This is a genomic window from Phascolarctobacterium faecium DSM 14760 (assembly GCF_003269275.1).
Lineage (GTDB): Bacteria > Bacillota > Negativicutes > Acidaminococcales > Acidaminococcaceae > Phascolarctobacterium > Phascolarctobacterium faecium.
In genome coordinates, this window is the sequence record NZ_QLTS01000006.1 from 17,126 (window position 1) to 35,290 (window position 18,165).

The following is an 18,165-nucleotide window of genomic DNA, read 5'->3' on the forward strand; positions in this document are numbered from 1 at the left end:
GACCCGCATCAGAAAGGTGCGGGTCCTTTTTTGGGGGGATGGCTCAGCGAACTTGGTATTTAAGTTCTTTTTCCATCAGAGCGCCGTTTTCAGGATTGAATTTCATTTCGCCGCGTAATTCGGGGGTATAGAATTTCAACTCATATTCATAAAGGCCGTCGTCGCTGTCAAGTTTTACTTTAGTGAAGGTTGCGTTGGGGAATTCTTTGCGAACGAGGTCCTGGACATCAGCGGCAGATAGTACGACTCTGGGGCTGCCGAGAACTGTTTGGGCATCCATTTTGAATTCTTTTACAGCGCCGCCGTTTTTGAGCACTTCAACTTCATATTCGGTGTTGGTAGCGTTGTCGTAGAATTTTACTTCGTAATAAGCTGCGTATTTGTGGCTTTCGTCTTTGGTTACCAGATGAGTGCTGCCGGCAGGTACCCATTGTGCAGCGATGCTGCGTGCCTGATCGGCGTTGATGAACTCAGCGGCAAAAGCGGTTGCTGTGATTGCTAATGTACAGATTGCGGCGGCGATGATCGCCAGGATTTTTCTAGTCATGTTTTTTACCTCCTTGCGCCGTTTTCTTTATTCGGCGTTTTCTTTGTCTTTATTATAACGCGGAAAGATTAAAAGAAGATTAAAAGAAAATTTAATAAAAATTTATTTTAAAAACTTATTCGTTAATTTGCTTTTTTATTGTAAAATTCTAGTAGAAGGCTTATTGAAAAATAGGAAAGACAAGGTCTTTTTATGAAAGAAAATAAAAACTGGAAAAAACAGATCGCCTTATTCCTGATCAGCCAGAATCTGTCGATGTTCGGTTCGTCAGTAGTGGGCTTTTCGATCGTCTGGTATATTACCGTAACGACTGAGTCCGGATTCTGGATAACGCTGTCGACGTTGGTAACGCTGATTCCTCAGGTGCTGGTTTCATTGTGGGCGGGAGTATTTGCGGACAGATATAATAAAAAAACGATCATCATGCTGGCGGACGGTTTTACTGCTTTGGCGACACTGCTGGCTTTTGTGGCTTTTCATTATGGTTTTGCAAATTTAAGCTTTTTGATCTTTATCGCCTGTCTGCGTTCTGTCGGCGGCGGGTTTCAGGCTCCGGCAGTCAACGCGCTCTATCCGGAGATTGTGCCACGGGAGCATCTGCTCCGGATCAACGGTATCAACCAGATGGCGAATAATGTGCTGCTGTTGCTTTCTCCGGCAGCCGGCGGCGCTATTTTGGGTATGTTTGGGATGCAGTGGACTTTTTTAGTAGATCTGCTGACGGCAGTTATTGCCATTGCCATCATGTTCAGGCTGAAAATAGTAACAAGAGCAGCGGACAGATCTGATAGTTCGGTACTGAAGGAACTGAGGGAAGGTGTACGTTACACCTGGTCACAGCCGCTGTTAAGAGTAATGCTGGTCTGCTATGCGGTAACTTTTGTTCTGATCACTCCGGCGGCGTTTTTGTCACCGCTGATGGTAGTAAGGAGCTTCGGCAGTGAAGTTTGGAAACTGACGGCCAATGAAATGCTGTGGTCGCTGGGCGCTCTTTTGGGCGGCGCGTTTGTCGCCTGGAAAGGCGAGTTCAAAAACAAGATTACGATGATAGCGGTCTCGTTGGCAGTGTTTGGCTGCACCTTTGCGCTGATGGGACTGTCGCGGGTCTTTTGGGTGTATCTGATCTTTGATTGCATCTGCGGGATGTTTGTACCGGTACTGATAGCGTCTGAGACAGTTTTGATCCAGACTAATACGGAAAAGGGTTATATGGGGCGTGTTTTTGCATTGCTGCAGTTTGTTTCGCAGGGGATGATGCCGATTGCTATTCTTGGCTTCGGACCGCTGAGCGATCTTGTCAGGATAGAGTCGATCATGATCGGCTGCGGCCTGCTGCTGATATGTTGGAGCCTGTATTTTAAAAAGGCGGCTGGCCGGGCGCTGTGCAGTATTTGACTGTTGGCAGGGAAACAGCCTTAGGCTTGTGCTATAATAAAAATAATTGAGGAGGTTGCGGCTATGAGACTTTTATTTGTGGAAGATGAGCCTGACCTGCGTGAGGTGCTGAAAAAGCAGCTGCAGGGAAGCGGTTATAGCGTCGATGCCTGCGGCGATGGTCTGGAAGCTCTTGATTATTTACAGCTTACAGCCTATGATGCCGTCATTTTAGATATTATGCTGCCCGGAGTCGATGGGTTGTCGGTACTGAAAAAAATGCGTAATGCCGGCGATAAAACTCCGGTGCTGCTGCTGACGGCGCGGGGCAGTGTTGAAGACCGCGTCGCTGGTCTTGATCTGGGGGCTGATGATTATTTAGTCAAACCATTTGCTTTTGACGAGTTGGTGGCGCGTTTACGGGTGCTGCTGCGCCGCAGCAATGGACAGGTGTCGAACGTGCTGCAGTGCGGTGGTCTGGAAATGGATCTGAACAGCCGCCGCGTCAGCAGAGACGGGCGCGAATTGCAGCTTTCCGCTAAAGAATTTGCTGTTCTGGAGTATTTACTGCGCAATCAGGGCGTAGTCTTAGCACGCGAAACAATCGAAAACCATGTTTGGGACTATGATTTTGAGGGCGGTTCCAATGTAGTCGACGTATATATCCGCTATCTGCGGAAAAAAGTAGATGACGGGTTTGAGAAAAAACTTATCCAGACAGTGCGCGGCGCCGGCTATGTGCTGAAGGAGACTTTATGAAAAAGCTGTCTGTTAAAATGAAAATAACCTTGTGGTATACAGGGTTGATCGTGATAATTTTGAGTGCTATTTTTACGGCTGTTTTGCTGGCAACAGACAAGGTGTTGCTGTTGGGTGTACAGAACAAGCTGGAAGAAGAGGTCTATGATTTTGCCGAAGAACTGAAGGTCGAAAGCAATGGCCGTCTGCGTCTGGAGAAACTGGATTTTTTAAAGGACGGGGTCAGGCTTGCTGTATATCACGAGAATGGTCAGATGATCACGGGCCTTGTGGCCAGCGGTCTGCCGGAAACACCCTTTGCAGACGAGCTGCTGCAGAAGGCCGGAAGTGACCAGCAAAACTGGTTTGTATATGACTTTTATTTTAAACCGCGTCATGCTGATAATTTTTACTGGGTACGTGGAACGGTACCGCTCAGTTCTGCATATGCGGAACGGGATAAGATTTTGCGGCAGTGCGCATTGTTTTTTCCGCTGCTGGTCCTACTGGCTGCCTTGGGCGGCTACTGGATCACTAAAAAGGCTTTTCGTCCGGTAACACGGATCACGGAAGCAGCCGCGCAGATCAGCAGCGGCAGTGATCTGTCCAAAAGGATCGAACTGGAAGGCGCTGATGATGAGATCGATACGCTGGCGAAAACCTTTGACGGGATGTTTGCCAGACTTGAGGATGCTTTTGAAGCCGAGCGACAGTTTACCGACGATGCTTCCCACGAATTGCGAACACCGACCTCGGTGATCATCGCGCAGGCTGAATGTGGTTTACAGTCGCCTGATCTGGAAAGCAAGCAGCAGGCACTGCAGGGAGTGCTGCAGCAGGCCGGGAAAATGTCGAAGCTGGTCAATCAGCTGTTGCAGCTGTCTCGGGCGGACAGGCATAAAGAAAGCCTGCATTTGGAAGAATTTGATTTAAGCGAACTGACCGAGATGGTGGCAGAGGAAGCCCAGGGGCTGGCAGAATCCAAAGCGGTCACGCTGACGGCAGAGATCGAACCGGGAATCTTAGTTAAAGCTGATCAGACTCTGATGATGCGTATCTGGCTTAACCTGCTGACTAATGCGGTAAAGTATGGCAGGCAGCAGGGGCAGATCTGGCTTACTTTAAAGAGTGACGGTAAAAATGCGGTCGGTACTGTTCGCGATGATGGCATTGGGATCAGCGCAGCCGAGCTGCCAAAAATCTGGAAACGTTTTTACAGAGTCAATACCGCCCGCAGCAGTGGTGACGACAGCGGTACCGGTTTAGGGCTGGCGATGGTGAAATGGATGGTCGAAAGTCATGGAGGAACAGTAAGCGCTGTCAGTACCTTAGGGGCAGGCAGTACTTTCAGCTTTACGATCCCGCTGCGGCCTTCGTAAAATAAATAGGCAAACAAAAAAGCTCACTTCGCAAGAAGTGAGCTTTAATTTCTGGTGGCCCCGGCAGGATTCGAACCTGCGACCTTTTGATTCGTAGTCAAACGCTCTATCCAACTGAGCTACGGAGTCATTGAGATTGCCTAAATCTTTAGGCAACGATGATATTATATCTGATTGCAGTGCTGTTGTCAACAACTTTTGTTAAATTTACTGACACCATTTTTGCAGGATGCTATGAAACTGCTCTAAATCGATCGGTTTACTGAGATGTTCATTCATTCCTGCCTGCAAGGTGGCGGCAATATCTTCAGGAAAAGCGTTGGCCGTCATCGCGACGATAGGCACAGTTTGGGCATCTTTAACAGGCAGGGCGCGGATCGCTTTAGCCGCTTCCAGGCCATTCATAACGGGCATTTGGATATCCATCAATATCAGGACATAGGTCCCGGGAGGTGCGGCTTTAAATTTATCCAGCCCTTCCAGACCGTTTTTGGCGGTGGTGATATTCAGTCCGGCATATTTTAATAGTTCTACAGCTATTTCCAGATTAAGTTCATTGTCTTCAACAAGGAGGACTTGTTTGCCACGGCAGCTTATTTCCTGCAGACTGTCGATGCCGGCGGCAGGCGCTGAAGCCTTGCTGCTGCGTATTTGCTGGTGCGGGCGCAGGTAAACCGTAGCCTTAAAGGCCGAGCCTTTGCCTAAGGTGCTTTGGACATCGATTGTGCCGTTCATCATACGGGCGATGTTGAGGGCGATGGTCATTCCCAGCCCTGTACCTTCTATTTCGCTGGTTCGCGAATCGGACGCACGGGCGAACGGTTCAAAAATTTTGGCGGCGAATTCAGAGTCCATACCGATGCCGTTATCTGTAATAATAAATTCGTAGCCAATAGTATCGTGGAGCCGGGAGTGTGTTTCGCGTACCTCTAAAGAAATACTGCCATATGGAGGCGTATATTTGATGGCATTGGCTAAGATATTGAGCAGCAGCTGTTTCAAGCGCAGCTTATCGCCCAGAACATTATCGCGCAGTTCCGGTGCCTTAGTCAGAGTGAAATGATGTTTTTTAACTAAAAGCTGCGGATTGATCAAATCAAGCAATTCCTGCAGCATTGCACTGATAGAAAAATCTTCCTCCAGAAGATTGAGCTTGCCGCTTTCGATTTTAGCCATATCAAGCACTTCGTTGATCAGGTTCAAAAGATGATTGCTGGCAGTAGTTATTTTGGCAAGACAATCCTGGATACGGTCTTTGTCGTCCAGATATTTACCGGCAATGGCAGTCATCCCCATAATGGCGTTCATCGGGGTACGGATATCATGGCTCATACGCGAAAGAAATTCATTTTTAGCCATATTGGCAGCTTTAGCGGCGTCAAAGGCCTCCTGCAAAGCCTGCTGTTCCCGCAGTTCCTTCAATTTATCCTCGTGGATATCGCGCAGGGTAAGAATGATCTGATGATAACCGTCACTTTGAGCCAGCAAGGTCGAATTAAAGGCGGTCCAGCGATATTCGGAACCAAAAAGGCGGCTGCGGCATTCCAGGGCAAAATCGATATGACGGTCCTTTTTTTGCCTGCGCAGACCGGACAGAGAGAAATGTTCTAGAATCTTGGCGCTGTCATCAGGATGAAAATGGCTGCGCACCAGCGGTTCGATATCATACAGGCCGTTGGTACTGTAGCTTGTAAAAACAGCGCACTCTGTTTCCGGCAGGCGCAGAGGGATACCGGAACCGTCTTCAAGATTAACAAGATAGATGAAATAGTAATTAGAGTTGATGCTTGAAAGCAGGTCATAATACTGCTGTTTGGTGCGGCGTTCGTGATTCAGCTCGCTTTGGCGGGCTTCTTCATCTTTTGTTATATCCAGATAAATACTGTTGATGATCGTATTGCCCTCAGGAGTTTTTGTTTTACGGCCGCTGTCCATGACCCATTTCAGGCTGCCGTCTTTACAAGGCACGCGGTATTTTGTCGAGTAAGTAGGATTTCCGTCCTTAAAACATTCGTTGCAGTCAGCCAAAGCCCTGGGCAGATCCGGCGGATAGACCATTCCCATAGCGTTGTTGCCGGTAAATTTTTTGAATTCTTCCATAGTATAACCAAACATACCAGGCAGCTCTTCGCTGATATAGGCATAAGAATAGGTATCGTCGTCATTGCTGGATTTGACGCCGCCGTTGACAGAATGCAGTACGACTTCCATTTGCTGCTGCTTTTGCTGCAGTTGTTCTTTGGCTTTGTTAAGCTCTGCTTCCATATATTTATAAGTCTGCGAGCCTACCTGAAAAGGAAAGTTTTCTGTACCCTGCAATTCCTGATAGGGATGGGAAAGATTGATGTAGACATAGCTGAAATCACTGCCCAGATCGCGTATGACGATCGTTGCCCGCTGATGTGTCTGAACGAGCAACTGCTGATCCTCGTCGGAGGTAAGATAATGACGCCCTTGGGCAAGATAGAGGCCTTGTGCCAGCGGGAGGATAGTCCATTCTTCATTCAATAATTCACAGGCGGGAATCTGCCCTTCCAGTGAAAGAATAAAATCTTTGGCTGCCTGTGGTGTATCATAATAATTGTGCTCAGCGGCACCGATACCGATTAGCTGCGGGTCGAGATGAGCGAGGATAAAGGGAATGTCCTGCTGACAAAGCAGCTTAAAGATATATTGGTGTGCAAAATTTTTTATTGCTGTAAGTTTTTCCTGAGGTATATTCAACATAATGCCCTCCGCTTATTTACGGTCCAGTCTTTAGGATAAAATAGATATTTAATTTTATTATAGCATTATTTTCAAGCTTTAATATTAAAAATATTAAAGAAAAGCAAAAATGGGAGCGGGAAAGTTGCTGGTATCGGACAGGCATGTCGGTGCCAGAAGGCAATAAAAAAACGCATTCCGGAAAGGAATGCGTCAATGGCAATGGTGGCCCCGGCAGGATTCGAACCTGCGACCTTTTGATTCGTAGTCAAACGCTCTATCCAACTGAGCTACGGAGTCATTGAAGCTGCTTGGATTACTAAGCAACGATATTATTATATATGATTCTGGAAAAATGTCAACTGCTTTTTTTAATATTGTCAGAGGCGTTTATCAGGGGCGAAGGCCTTTAAAAGCAACGCGCAGCCTTTTTTGCAGACTGCTTTCTGAGGAAACGTCAATAAGTTTTAGTTTATCCATCAGCGGTTCGTTTTTATGCTGCTGTAAGATATTATTTTTGATAATTATCGGCTGGATCAGTATACTCTGCAAAGTCGTGTAGATTTCATAACTGTTCATATCGCTGCAGATATCGCCTTCACGCTGGGCCTGTTCGATAAGTGTGCGGACGAAGATAAAATGCTGGACGCGGTAGTTTGTGAAATAGGAGGCAGCTTTGCTGTGATATAAGGCTTCAGTCAGAAAGTTTGCCGTATTGAAGTTTTCGATAAAATATTTTGTCATACGGTAGAAGATCTGCTGCAGCTGGATAGCGGCTTTGGCATCCTTTTCAGGATAATCCTGCAATTTGGAAAGATAATCTTCGTAAATTTTTTGAAAAAGGACTTTCATATATTCTTCTTTAAAACCAAAGTAGTAAACAAACATACCCTGGTTAACGTTTGCTAAAGTACAAATAGCGCGTACAGTCGGGTCGTAATTACCCTGAGCAATTAATTCTATGCCCGCCTTAATTAAGGCCTGATCTGTGTTGCGTGATTTCCTGCCGATGATAATCATCTCCCTTAGGTTCTAATATTCACAAATAAATTGTTAAAATTAATAATTATAATCAAAGACACAGTAAAACAAACACAATTAATTATATCACTGTATAAATTATTGTGCAAGGATTCTTTTATATGAAAAAGCAATAGGTGTTGTCTACAAAAACAAATGTACATATTATATTCCTGCACAGCAGTTTTGTGTGAAATTGTGTAAGTTCTGCTTGACTTTAATGTAAACTTTGCGTACAATAAAGTTACTCTTTGGCCGTCCACAATAGCGGGCGTTTTTTATTGCCAAAAAATCGGGAGGGGTATTTTTATGTCAGTTTCTTTAGCGATACTGATACTTTACATCATAGCATTGTTCGGTATCAGTTGGTTTGCTAAAAAGCGCAGCGAAGGCAATGCGGAAAATTATGCGCTGGCAGGCCGCAGATTATCGGCGCCGCTTATCGCGGTCACGATCATCGGTCTGGCTGTTGGCGGGGCTTCGACGATCGGTGTTTCAGAGCATGCTTTCAGGGTCGGTTTATCTGCCGGCTGGTATACTATTGCCTGGGCAATAGGCGCTATCGTGATGGGTATTTTTATGGCGAAGAAATACCGCGAGCAAAACATCACTACTATTTCTGAACTTATCGAACGACATCATGGCACGAATGCCGTTATTTTGGGCGTGTTCTGCCAAATCGTTATCCAATTGGTAATTATTTCACTGCAATATATCGCCGGCGGCAGTATCCTGCATGCTATCATGCCAGAGGTTTTTGATTTTAAAACAGGTATGCTGGTCAGCGCGATTACTTTTATCAGTATCACCTTTATCGGCGGTATGTGGTCGGCTTCATTGACAAATGTTCTAAACATTATTTTGATTTATTTTGGGATCGTGGTAGCTACCTTTATCCAGCTGGATAAGGTTGGCGGCATTGATACTCTGGCCAAGACACTGCCCGCTAACGTCCCTTGGTTCAGCTTTACCGAAGGGGTTGGGCTGAAAACGATTGCCAGCTGGGTAATTACTTTGGTTACAGTGAATTTGTCGCTGCAGAGTATTCTGCAGATTTCACTGGGTGCTAAAGATGCCGCTACTGCAAGAAAAGGCTTTGTCTGGGGCGGTATTATCATGCTTCCGGTAGGCGTTTTGGCGGCACTGCTGGGTATTTGTGCCAAATCCATGTATCCTGACGCTCAGGCAGCTTTGGCTTTGCCGCAGGTCATTGTCGGGCTGCAGCCTGTACTGGCGGGCGTTACTCTGGCTGCTTTGTGGGCGGCCGATGTTTCAACTGCCTGTAACCTGCTGCTTTCAGCGGGTACTCTGTTTTCCAACGATATTTATAAACGTTTTATCAACCCTAAATGTTCAGATGCCAAGCAGCTGACGATGATGCGTCTGTGCATTGTGATCTCCGGCGTACTGACGCTGGGGATGGCGATGGGTGTTTCCAGCATTTTGGGAACGATCATGATTGGTCTCAGCCTGACGGCTGCTTTCAGTGTTATTGTTATTGTGGCGTTGTTTTTCCCGCAGTACAGCTGTAAGGCTGCCGGTTTCTGGACACTGCTGGTCGGTTTTATCATGCTGGTATTGTGGCAGTTTGTACCGGCAGTACGTATTTTCCCGAATGTTATTTATATGGAATGGTTTGCCTGCATTTTGACTTACGCCGTTGTAGCTGTGCTGCAGCCGGGTAAAAAGCTTGCGGCAGATACAGCCGAATAATTTTTTAAAAAAGGACGCTGCGGCGTCCTTTTTTTTGCAGGATTTATCGCAAATTCAGCTAATTTTAATATGGGTATGGTATAAGTTGCCAGAGAGGTGAACGCAATGAAAATACTGTTAGCTGAAGATGATAAAAATCTGGGACGGCTACTGCAGAATCTGCTGAAAAAGGAAAATATCAAAACTGACTGGGTGGAAGACGGCGAGGCTGCTTATGAGCAGTGTTATCGTGACGGCTATGATGTTTTGATTTTGGATTGGATGATGCCGAAGCTTGATGGCATAGCTTTGTGTAAACGTCTGCGTGCAGAAGAATACCAGGGCAAAATTTTGCTGCTGACAGCTCGTGACAGTGTGGAAGATAAGGTGGTCGGCCTTAACGAAGGCGCCGATGATTATTTGGTCAAGCCGTTTGAAATGGCCGAGCTGTTGGCCAGGCTGCATGCCTTGGTGCGCCGTCAGGGCAGCTACAAGCAGGAGGATTATGTCTGTAAAGGTGTTACCTTAGCCGTTAAAGACTATACTGTAGGCTATAAAAACAAGAAGATACAGCTGCGCCCACGTGAGTTTAAGCTGATGGAACTGTTATTGATCAATGCAGGGCAGATTTTGCCGAGGGAGCTGCTTTTGGAACGTGTCTGGGGTATAGACGGCGATGTTACCGAAAATAATCTGGATGTGCATATCCGTTCGCTGCGATTGAAATTGGCGTCTATCGGAGCAGAAAGCCTGATCAAGACTGTTCGTGGTGTCGGTTATATGTTAGAGGTAGAGGATGTTTGATAAATTACGTTTAAAGCTCACCATTATTTATACAGGTATTTTTTCCCTGCTAGTAGTAATGATCGTTACAGGCTGCATTATTCTGTTGGGTCATTCTGTGCTGACGCATGAAAAGCAGGAGATGCGCGAACTGATCATCCATGAAGGTGAGGAGTTTGTAGCAAGCGGTGAATTGCCGGTGTCCAAGCACTCTATTGAAGTCGGCAGGGAATTGGCTTATATGCTGCAGCCGGGTTCGGATGTGCTGCTGCACGATCAGGTCAGCGGCAGTCCCGTTGGTCAACAATTACTGGCACTGCGCAGTGAGTGGCCGCAGCATGACAGAAAAGTAAAATGGGTAACTTTGCGCGATGCAAATGACCGGCTGTGGATCTACCTTATTGGGAGGGATCAGATACTGGACGGAAATGCCAGTGTTGCAACTTTATATATGTTTAAGGATTTGAGCGACTATTATTATGAAGAAAAGGGCGAGATCCTCTGGCTCGTTCTGATGAGCCTGTTTTTTATCTGCTGCGGAGCCGGCGTCGGTTATTACCTGGCAGGGCGTAGTATTAAGCCGATCAGGGAAATGTTTAAACGTCAGCGTGAATTTGTTGCCGATGCTTCACATGAACTGCGGACTCCGCTTACAGTAATGGGGATAGCCGCAGAGGGTATGGAAGGGGATACGGACAGTAATTTTAGTGAATTTACTGTCGATACTCTGAAAACAATGCGCATAGAAATAAAACGGATGAATAATCTGGTTGCAGCGTTGCTGTCACTGGCCCGCAATGACGCTGGCGCCGGTGATCTTAAACTGGAGCAGGTCAATTTTAACGTGCTGTTTGAGCAGACACTTGGTACTTTAAGTATGCTGGCAGAACAGAAGGGCTTAAAGCTGGAGCAGCGGCTGGCACAGGAACGTTTGATCATTTGGGGCGACCGGATGCGTTTGGAACAGCTGCTGACGATTTTAGTTGATAATGCTATCAAGTATTCGGCTAGAGGGACGGTCACAGTCAGTGCACTGCGGCAAAACCGCCAGCTTGTTATCAAGGTCGAGGATGAAGGCATTGGCATTGATACCCAAGATATCGAGCGGATTTTTGAAAGATTTTACCGGGTCGATAAAGCAAGGACGCGTGCTGAAGGCGGTTTTGGCTTAGGATTGCCGATTGCCAAGCTGATCGTTGAGCAGCATCATGGGACGATTGAAGTTGAGAGTAAAAAAAATGGCGGCAGCAGCTTTATTGTCAAGCTGCCATTAACGGTACAATATTAAAAATAACAACTCCTTGTTTCAGGTTATTTTCAGCCGCATTTTTTATGATAAGGCTGAAATAAAGGCAAGGAGTTGTTTTTTATGAGCAGGAAAAGTTGGACTGTTTTTTGGCTGGCTGCATTATTGCTATTATTTGTGTTTAACGGATCTTTACTGATCACAGACTCGGTAGAGTCAAATTACGCGCTGACCGCTAAGGAGATGGTGGTATCGGGAGACTGGCTGTCGCCGCAGATTTACGGACAATATTGGTTTGATAAACCGGTGTTTTTTTACTGGCTGACGGCATTGGGGTTCAAAATATTCGGCTTTACCGAATTCGCTGCCCGTTTCTTTCCGTCCTGTTTTGGTTTGGCAGGTCTGGGGCTGCTTATCTGGGGCGCAAAAAAACTTTTTGATGATAAAACTGCTTTTTACAGTGGTTTAGTGCTTTTAACATCAGTTGAATTTTTCCTGATCAGCAAATCAGTCATCACTGATGCGATCTTATTTTTCTTTTTCAGCGCGGTCTTGCTTTTCTTTTATTTGGGCTACAGTACGCCGCAGAAAAAGTATTATTACGTGATGTATGCCGGCGCCGCTTTGGCAACGCTGACCAAAGGGCCAATCGGTTTTTTGCTGCCGGGGCTTATCATATTTCTGTTTCTGGCTGTTACTAAAAGCTGGCAGGAATTGAAACAAATGAAGCTCTGCAGCGGTACTTTGCTGTTTCTGATCATAGGGCTGCCTTGGTATCTGGCCATGATCAGTTTACATGGCGATGCTTTTACAAAAACTTTTTTGGGAACGCATAACTTGCTGCGGGCTACTGTTTCCGAACACCCCCGTGACAATGTCATTTATTATTATACTCTTGTAAATATTCTGGCTTTGTTTCCCTGGAGCGGGTTTCTGCCGCAGTGTCTGTGGCAGAAATTCAGAAAACAGGGAAGCTGGCAGCGGCCTGATGATTTAACTGTGTTTCTGTTGCTCTGGGCGGCTATAGTGTTTGTTTTTTTTCAGAATATGGCTACAAAGTATATCACTTATACATACCCGCTTTTGTTTCCGGCAGCGTTACTGTTAGGCCGTTACTTGGCGGTCAAAGGTTCCAGAGTGTTCAGCCGCGGCTATTTGCTGTTCCACGGATTATTTTACGCTGTTTTAGCCGGAGCAGTTTATTGGTGCCGTTTTAAGGGCATAGCTCCGGTACAGGATGAATTTTTAGTGTTGCTGACAGCACTGGCAGGCCTTGGGCTGGTGTATGCTGTTAAAAGCTGTAATAAAAAATATCTGACGGCAGCTGTTGCCGCAATGGCTCTGTTTTTCAATCTGGCGCTGATTCCCACGGTGGCAGTGCCGTTGAGCGGCCTGCGTTCAGGCAAGCAGCTGGCACTGCAGCTGCAGAACAAGTATCCTGAGAAGGCTGAAATCGGATTGTATGGCGAATATCCGACATCAGCGGTATTTTATTCCGGGAAGAAACTGGTAAAATTATTGCCGCAGGACGAGATCGAAGGCTTCAAACCTAAAGCCTTCAGCTGGAGCAGTAAAAACGTTATGCCCTATGCCGAGCTGAAAAGCTATGCAGGGGTAAAAGATAACGTGGTCGTTGTGCAGAGAAAAGCCTTACAGGGCTTTATGGACAATGCCGATACCTATTTGCTGCTGGCCGGAGAAAATAAAGGCTGGTATATTGTGCAGGGATAGAATATTTTGTACTCTGGCTGAGGCCAGAGTATTTTTTTGTAAAAAAATTACCGATACGGCAGGGAAAAGAGTTTTTGTGGCTAATATAGTATTTAGTGGAATTATAAGCATTTCCGAAAAGAAGGTGCGGATTATGTCAAAAAAAGCAAATCAAAAAGCAAAGTTGCTGTATCTGCAGCAGATTCTGCTTGAAGAAACTGACGAAAAGCATGTACTTACAGTACAGCAGCTGATCGAAAGATTGGCAGAGCTGGAAATACCTGCCGAACGGAAAAGCTTGTATGACGATATCGCTACACTGCAGGCTTTTGGCTTGGATGTTATTGCTACACGCAGCAGAGCCAATATTTATAGAATTGGCAGCAGGCTTTTTACGCTGTCTGAGCTGCAGCTGCTGGCAGAAGCAGTGGTTAAATCTTCTGCTATTACCCAAAATAAGGCCCAGAAGCTGGTAGACAAGCTGGCTCGGTTAGCCAGCAGGTATCAGGCCGAAACATTGAGAGAAAACTTGAAAGCACAGAAATATGATGCTGCTGAGTTGTTATGTCCCGTTGAATTACGCTGCAGTAACGAAATAGTGCCGGTCGTGCTGGAATATCTGGCTGACAGTAAAGTGAAAAAAAGTAAGGAAGAAACAAGTGTCATCGAAGGTACTGCCGTTGTTGACCAGGCTTTTTACGGCTGGATGTTCGGCTTTGGAAATAAAGTTAAAGTGACTGAGCCTGCAAATGTCAAAAAAGATTTTGTCAAATATTGTAAAAAAGTTCTGAATCAATACAAATAATCTAGGAGTGTATTATGCAAGCAATAAAATTCCCTGTTCCCAATAGAAGTGAATATATCCCTTCCCCCTACGAACCGGATGCTGACGGTGTGCTTGATATCGGTTATTACAAAGGCTCGATCATTGGCGGCAGGCCCTACGTCCTGGAATGCTGGCAGATGGAAGAGCTGGTAGTAGCGACAGTCTTTTTTTCAGACGAGGGGCTGGATGCCTATAGTCGTGAGGATTTGGTTCTGCTTTTGGAATTGGAAGATATCATTAAATTTATTGGCGGGAAGCGGTTGTTTCAGTGTACGCATACTGAGGATGATGCTGGAATGCCTATGTGGGCTGTTAACATTACTCTGCAGAATGCCAAGGGTAAATATGCAGAGGTTCTGTGTCCTTTACGCAGATATAGATAAATCAGTATCAGGGGAGGTATGAAAATGGTGAATTGCAACGAAGCCAACTGTACCTGTAAAATGGTGAACTGTGTGCGTCATGGCAAGTGCTGCGAGTGTATCAATCATCATCGTGAAAAAGGATCTTTGGTAGCCTGTATGAAAGCCGTTGCTGAAGCCGTAAAAAAATAAAGTCGTGCTGTACGGCACGACTTTATTTTCAGTGTTCTGCGGACAAAGAGAAAACCGTTCGCTGGGGATGGTAGCGAACGGTTTCTCCATAGGAAAGCTGTTTATGATGAATTTGATGGGAAGGGTGTAGCAAGTTCATCACTTGCTATGCTTTAAGTATACAACAGACATTTGACAGAAAAAGGGCAAACCTTTGAACAGTTTGTGAAATGTAAAAATGACCGGAGGAAGCGGCAAATGAATGATTTTGTAGCAAGTTTTTTTAAGTTTCAGGAGCGTAAAACCACTTGGCAGCGTGAGACGATCGGAGGAATTACGTCCTTTGTGACGATGGCGTATATCATTTTCGTCAATCCGCAGATCATGGCTGCTGCCGGTATGGATAAAGGTACGGTAATGCTGGCCACCTGCCTGGCTGCGGCTGCAGGTACACTGCTGATGGCCTTATACGCCAATGCTCCTTTTGGGTTGGCTCCGGGAATGGGGATTAATGCCTTCTTTGCCTATACTTTATGCGGGGCCATGGGTTATACCTGGGAGCAGGGCTTGGGAGCGGTACTGCTGTCAGGTATTATTTTTGTTGTGGTTTCTGTTACCGGACTGCGCAGCAGGATCATTTCGGAAATACCGATGCATTTGAAAAAAGCGATCGGCATCGGTATAGGGATGTTCATTTTGTACATCGGTTTAAAAAATGCATCCTTGCTTAGCTTTTCAGCCAATCCGGGAAGTTTTATCCCGTTGGGTGACAGCATGAAACTGGACAGCAGTATCATTCCTGCGCTGACTTTTGCCAATGATTCAGCGAAGCTGGCATTGGTAGGGATTTTTCTGAATATCGGTTTTTTACTGCGCGGGACAAGAGGCGGGATGCTGCTCAGTATTATTATTACTTCGATGTTGGGTTGTTATCTGCAATTTTTCAGCGGCTGGCAGTTGGGGCTGCATCTGCCAGGTTCGATGCCTATTGGTGATTTGAGTGAAACTTTTGGCAAGTGCCTGAGCGGTTTTGTGCAGCTGTTTGATATTTCTAAGGGAGTCGGAGTTATGATTTTTTCATTGTTTTCAGTGATGATCACAATGACGATCGCCGATATGTTTGACACGATCGGTACTGTGCTGGCGACTGCTTCAAGGGCTAATCTTGTTGATGAGGATGGCAATATCATCAATGGCGAACGGATTTTATTGGCAGATGCGACTGCTACCGTGATGGGAGCCTTTTTTGGAACATCGACGGTAACGACTTATGTCGAGTCTAGCACAGGTGTGGCGGCAGGCGCCAGGACAGGCTTTGCTTCTGTTGTAACGGCATTATTATTTCTGCTGAGCGTATCTCTGGCGCCGCTGCTGGGTATGGTGCCTGCTGCGGCTACTGCTCCGGTGCTGATCATGGTCGGTATTATGATGGCATCGGATATTGGCGATATTGACTGGCGGAATCTGGAAGTTGCCGTGCCTGCGTATTTTACAATGATGATTATGTGTTTCGGTTATAATATCGCCGATGGTATTGCGATCGGTTTTATTATGTTCAGCTTTGTTAAATTGGCAGTAGGCAAATGGACAGAGGTTTCCTGGTTGGTGCGTGGTTTGAGCGCGATGTTCCTGCTGCGTTTTGTTTTTATGTTATTCTATTAAACAAAAGAGGCCGGCATATAGCCGGCCTCTTTTTAATATGTGCATTTTTATTTTTTACTGCGTTTTTTATTAGTTATCTGCGGTACAGCTTCAGTGTGTTTTTCACGCCAGCCAAAATAGAGGAAGAAGCCTAAAGCGATCAGGAAAAAACAAAGGCTGGTAGCCTGGGCCGATTTTAAACCAAATAAGAAGGGCTCGACATAATCGCCGCGCAGCATTTCCAGACCAAAGCGTACAGCTGAATACAGCATTACATACAGACACATGGCCTGCCCTTTAGCGTGATCAGTAGTGCGGAATAAAAGCAGGAGCGCGAAGATAACGATATCCAGCTGGCCTTCCCAAACCTCGGCTGGCCATAAAGGAACGGCGCCATAGGTTTTAAAAGCCAGCGTACCTTCCGGATATAAAAGACCAAAATTACCGCCTGTAGGCGTTCCGAAAGCATCGCCGTTCAGCAGGTTGGCCATACGGCCGATTGCCTGACCGATCAAAATTGCGGGACAGACGATATCGGCTAAAGCGAGCCAGTCGATCTGATGCCGTTTACAGTACCAGATGCCTGCCAGAACGCCGGCGATGACGCCTCCCTGTATTGCCATGCCGCCTTGCCAGACAAAAGGTATCTCCAGCAGATGATGCTGGTAATAATCCCAGTCGAAAAAGAATACATCCCAGAGGCGTCCGCCGATCAAACCGGCAAAGCCGCCGTAAATACCAATGTCCAGGATATGCTGCTGCCAGCGGCCATCCTGTTTGGCCAGAAAGTAAGCAACACCAGTTGCTAAAAAAATGCTCATACAGAGAACTAAACCGTACATACGGATAGGAAAATCGCCGATGTGAAATAAATACTGATGCATAGAACCTCCACGTGCCTGCCTGTAAATTTATAGTTTGAGTTGCCGGATAGTACTGCCCAAATGTTTGAATAAGATTATTCTAACACAGTAAGTCTGAAAATTCTATCTTGCGCAGGAAGTGTGATGATTTAATTCCTACAATTAGAGTATGGTTTTTGCTGGCATTGTATGTTATAATAAATCAGTAAAAATTTCGGAAAGAGGGATACAATTATGCTGAAAATAGAAAATCTGTCTGTTGCCGTACAAGGCAGACAGATTCTTCACGATATTAACCTGCACATTAAACCGGGTGAGGTCCATGTTTTATTCGGGCCTAACGGTACCGGTAAATCTACTTTGATCGGGACGATCATGGGCTTTGAACGTTATGAGGTATTAAGCGGTAAAATCTATTTTAAAGGTCATGATATTACCGAAGCTCCTTGTTATGAGCGGGCCCGTTTAGGTGTAGGCGTAATGATCCAGCGTCCGCCGACGATCCGCGGCTTGTCGCTGCGCCATATGATTGAGATCTGTGGAGCTACGCCTCAGGAAACGGAGCAAATGGCAAGATGGATGGGTTTGGCTGATTTTCTCGACCGCAGTGTCAATGAAGGTTTCAGCGGTGGTGAACTGAAACGTTCGGAGCTTCTGCAGCTGATGGCGCAAAAACCTGATATGCTGCTTTTAGATGAACCTGAATCAGGTGTCGACGTGGAAAATATCGCACTTGTAGGACGGGCTGCCAACTACATTCTGCATAACGAGCCCTGTGGCGGCACCGGCTGTGATAAACCCTGCTGTGCCCATAATCTTGACTGTGACACTTATAATCCGCTCAGCAGTCAGCGCAGCGGTCTGATTATTACTCATGTCGGGCATATTTTGAAGTATGTGCCGGCTTCGCATGCTCATATTTTGTATCAGGGCACTTTAAGCTGTACCAGCGGCGATCCTTTGGATGTATTGAGCTGTATCAGCAAGACCGGTTATGAGAAATGTGTGAATGGCGGCTGCAGGAGGGGAATGAAATGAGTGAACAGGTAAATCTGCAGGAAGCGCTGGTTAAAAAAGCTGCTTTTGGCAATGATATCGATTTGGAAA

At 46.1% G+C, this 18,165-nt stretch carries 16 protein-coding genes and 2 tRNA genes; 12 read left to right on the top strand and 6 right to left on the bottom strand.

Features of this window, described 5'->3' with window-relative positions:
- Positions 1–43: 43 nt before the first annotated feature.
- Positions 44–547 (bottom strand): PepSY domain-containing protein, encoded by a 504-nt coding sequence (locus tag C8D73_RS07440; RefSeq protein WP_113077787.1) that lies wholly within the window; start codon positions 545–547, stop codon positions 44–46.
- Positions 548–739: 192 nt separating this feature from the next.
- Here C8D73_RS07440 and C8D73_RS07445 point away from each other — a divergent pair, with 192 nt between their 5' ends.
- From C8D73_RS07445 to C8D73_RS07455, 3 genes are all read left to right on the top strand, one after another.
- Positions 740–1,942, top strand: a complete 1,203-nt coding sequence (locus C8D73_RS07445; RefSeq protein WP_113077788.1) for an MFS transporter — start codon at positions 740–742, stop codon at positions 1,940–1,942.
- A gap of 63 nt (positions 1,943–2,005) precedes the next feature.
- On the top strand, positions 2,006–2,680 hold the full coding sequence (locus C8D73_RS07450; RefSeq protein WP_113077789.1) for a response regulator transcription factor: 675 nt from the start codon (positions 2,006–2,008) through the stop codon (positions 2,678–2,680).
- Entirely contained in the window at positions 2,677–4,038 is a 1,362-nt protein-coding gene (locus tag C8D73_RS07455; RefSeq protein WP_021717998.1) for a HAMP domain-containing sensor histidine kinase, read from the top strand. Before C8D73_RS07450 ends, C8D73_RS07455 begins: the two co-directional genes overlap by 4 nt.
- Before the next feature lie 52 nt (positions 4,039–4,090).
- On the opposite strand, the gene C8D73_RS07460 is transcribed toward C8D73_RS07455, so the two are convergent.
- The 4 genes from C8D73_RS07460 to C8D73_RS07475 form a co-directional block, all read right to left on the bottom strand.
- A tRNA-Arg gene (locus tag C8D73_RS07460) sits at positions 4,091–4,167 on the bottom strand.
- A gap of 78 nt (positions 4,168–4,245) precedes the next feature.
- Positions 4,246–6,765 (bottom strand): hybrid sensor histidine kinase/response regulator, encoded by a 2,520-nt coding sequence (locus C8D73_RS07465; RefSeq protein ID WP_113077790.1) that lies wholly within the window; start codon positions 6,763–6,765, stop codon positions 4,246–4,248.
- Between the two features lie 202 nt (positions 6,766–6,967).
- Positions 6,968–7,044, bottom strand: a tRNA-Arg gene (locus C8D73_RS07470).
- 93 nt (positions 7,045–7,137) lie between these two features.
- Positions 7,138–7,764, bottom strand: coding sequence for a TetR/AcrR family transcriptional regulator (locus tag C8D73_RS07475; RefSeq protein WP_113077791.1), 627 nt, complete (start codon positions 7,762–7,764; stop codon positions 7,138–7,140).
- 309 nt (positions 7,765–8,073) lie between these two features.
- Between C8D73_RS07475 and C8D73_RS07480 the strand changes: the two genes are divergently transcribed.
- The 8 genes from C8D73_RS07480 (at position 8,074) to C8D73_RS07510 (ending at position 16,216) form a co-directional block, all read left to right on the top strand.
- The gene (locus C8D73_RS07480; protein WP_021717995.1) at positions 8,074–9,477 is read left to right on the top strand and encodes a sodium:solute symporter family protein; all 1,404 of its coding nucleotides are present in this window, start codon (positions 8,074–8,076) and stop codon (positions 9,475–9,477) included.
- A 105-nt stretch (positions 9,478–9,582) separates the two neighbouring features.
- Positions 9,583–10,260, top strand: coding sequence for a response regulator transcription factor (locus C8D73_RS07485; protein ID WP_113077792.1), 678 nt, complete (start codon positions 9,583–9,585; stop codon positions 10,258–10,260).
- A complete protein-coding gene (locus tag C8D73_RS07490; RefSeq protein WP_113077793.1) occupies positions 10,253–11,527 on the top strand; it encodes a sensor histidine kinase in 1,275 nt (424 codons plus the stop codon). The genes C8D73_RS07485 and C8D73_RS07490 overlap by 8 nt, the downstream gene beginning before the upstream one ends.
- 81 nt (positions 11,528–11,608) lie before the next feature.
- The gene (locus C8D73_RS07495; protein ID WP_113077794.1) at positions 11,609–13,216 is read left to right on the top strand and encodes an ArnT family glycosyltransferase; all 1,608 of its coding nucleotides are present in this window, start codon (positions 11,609–11,611) and stop codon (positions 13,214–13,216) included.
- A gap of 133 nt (positions 13,217–13,349) precedes the next feature.
- Entirely contained in the window at positions 13,350–14,000 is a 651-nt protein-coding gene (locus C8D73_RS07500) for a WCX domain-containing protein (RefSeq protein WP_170123186.1), read from the top strand.
- Positions 14,001–14,014: 14 nt separating this feature from the next.
- Positions 14,015–14,404: a hypothetical protein gene (locus C8D73_RS07505; protein ID WP_113077796.1), complete on the top strand. Its 390-nt coding sequence runs from the start codon at positions 14,015–14,017 to the stop codon at positions 14,402–14,404.
- Between the two features lie 24 nt (positions 14,405–14,428).
- Entirely contained in the window at positions 14,429–14,575 is a 147-nt protein-coding gene (locus C8D73_RS11220; RefSeq protein ID WP_021717989.1) for a hypothetical protein, read from the top strand.
- Between the two features lie 237 nt (positions 14,576–14,812).
- Positions 14,813–16,216 carry an NCS2 family permease gene (locus C8D73_RS07510; RefSeq protein ID WP_113077797.1) on the top strand — a complete coding sequence of 468 codons (1,404 nt, stop codon included), beginning with the start codon at positions 14,813–14,815 and terminating at the stop codon, positions 16,214–16,216.
- Positions 16,217–16,263: 47 nt separating this feature from the next.
- Here the strand turns inward: C8D73_RS07510 and lgt are convergent, their stop codons facing one another.
- Positions 16,264–17,079 (bottom strand): prolipoprotein diacylglyceryl transferase, encoded by an 816-nt coding sequence (gene lgt, locus C8D73_RS07515; protein WP_021717987.1) that lies wholly within the window; start codon positions 17,077–17,079, stop codon positions 16,264–16,266.
- A 213-nt stretch (positions 17,080–17,292) separates the two neighbouring features.
- Here lgt and C8D73_RS07520 point away from each other — a divergent pair, with 213 nt between their 5' ends.
- Entirely contained in the window at positions 17,293–18,096 is an 804-nt protein-coding gene (locus C8D73_RS07520) for an ABC transporter ATP-binding protein (RefSeq protein WP_113077798.1), read from the top strand.
- Positions 18,097–18,165 lie beyond the last annotated feature (69 nt).

Bases quoted from the DNA above. Each gene is read 5' to 3' on its own strand.
- C8D73_RS07505 (WP_113077796.1), top strand. From the start codon at position 14,015: ATGCAAGCAATAAAATTCCCTGTTCCCAATAGAAGTGAATATATCCCT.
- C8D73_RS07480 (WP_021717995.1), top strand. From the start codon at position 8,074: ATGTCAGTTTCTTTAGCGATACTGATACTTTACATCATAGCATTGTTC.
- C8D73_RS07495 (WP_113077794.1), top strand. From the start codon at position 11,609: ATGAGCAGGAAAAGTTGGACTGTTTTTTGGCTGGCTGCATTATTGCTA.
- C8D73_RS07450 (WP_113077789.1), top strand. From the start codon at position 2,006: ATGAGACTTTTATTTGTGGAAGATGAGCCTGACCTGCGTGAGGTGCTG.
- C8D73_RS07510 (WP_113077797.1), top strand. From the start codon at position 14,813: ATGAATGATTTTGTAGCAAGTTTTTTTAAGTTTCAGGAGCGTAAAACC.
- C8D73_RS07490 (WP_113077793.1), top strand. From the start codon at position 10,253: ATGTTTGATAAATTACGTTTAAAGCTCACCATTATTTATACAGGTATT.
- lgt (WP_021717987.1), bottom strand. From the start codon at position 17,079: ATGCATCAGTATTTATTTCACATCGGCGATTTTCCTATCCGTATGTAC.
- C8D73_RS07475 (WP_113077791.1), bottom strand. From the start codon at position 7,764: ATGATTATCATCGGCAGGAAATCACGCAACACAGATCAGGCCTTAATT.
- C8D73_RS07520 (WP_113077798.1), top strand. From the start codon at position 17,293: ATGCTGAAAATAGAAAATCTGTCTGTTGCCGTACAAGGCAGACAGATT.
- C8D73_RS07500 (WP_170123186.1), top strand. From the start codon at position 13,350: ATGTCAAAAAAAGCAAATCAAAAAGCAAAGTTGCTGTATCTGCAGCAG.
- C8D73_RS07455 (WP_021717998.1), top strand. From the start codon at position 2,677: ATGAAAAAGCTGTCTGTTAAAATGAAAATAACCTTGTGGTATACAGGG.
- C8D73_RS07440 (WP_113077787.1), bottom strand. From the start codon at position 547: ATGACTAGAAAAATCCTGGCGATCATCGCCGCCGCAATCTGTACATTA.
- C8D73_RS11220 (WP_021717989.1), top strand. From the start codon at position 14,429: ATGGTGAATTGCAACGAAGCCAACTGTACCTGTAAAATGGTGAACTGT.
- C8D73_RS07485 (WP_113077792.1), top strand. From the start codon at position 9,583: ATGAAAATACTGTTAGCTGAAGATGATAAAAATCTGGGACGGCTACTG.
- C8D73_RS07465 (WP_113077790.1), bottom strand. From the start codon at position 6,765: ATGTTGAATATACCTCAGGAAAAACTTACAGCAATAAAAAATTTTGCA.
- C8D73_RS07445 (WP_113077788.1), top strand. From the start codon at position 740: ATGAAAGAAAATAAAAACTGGAAAAAACAGATCGCCTTATTCCTGATC.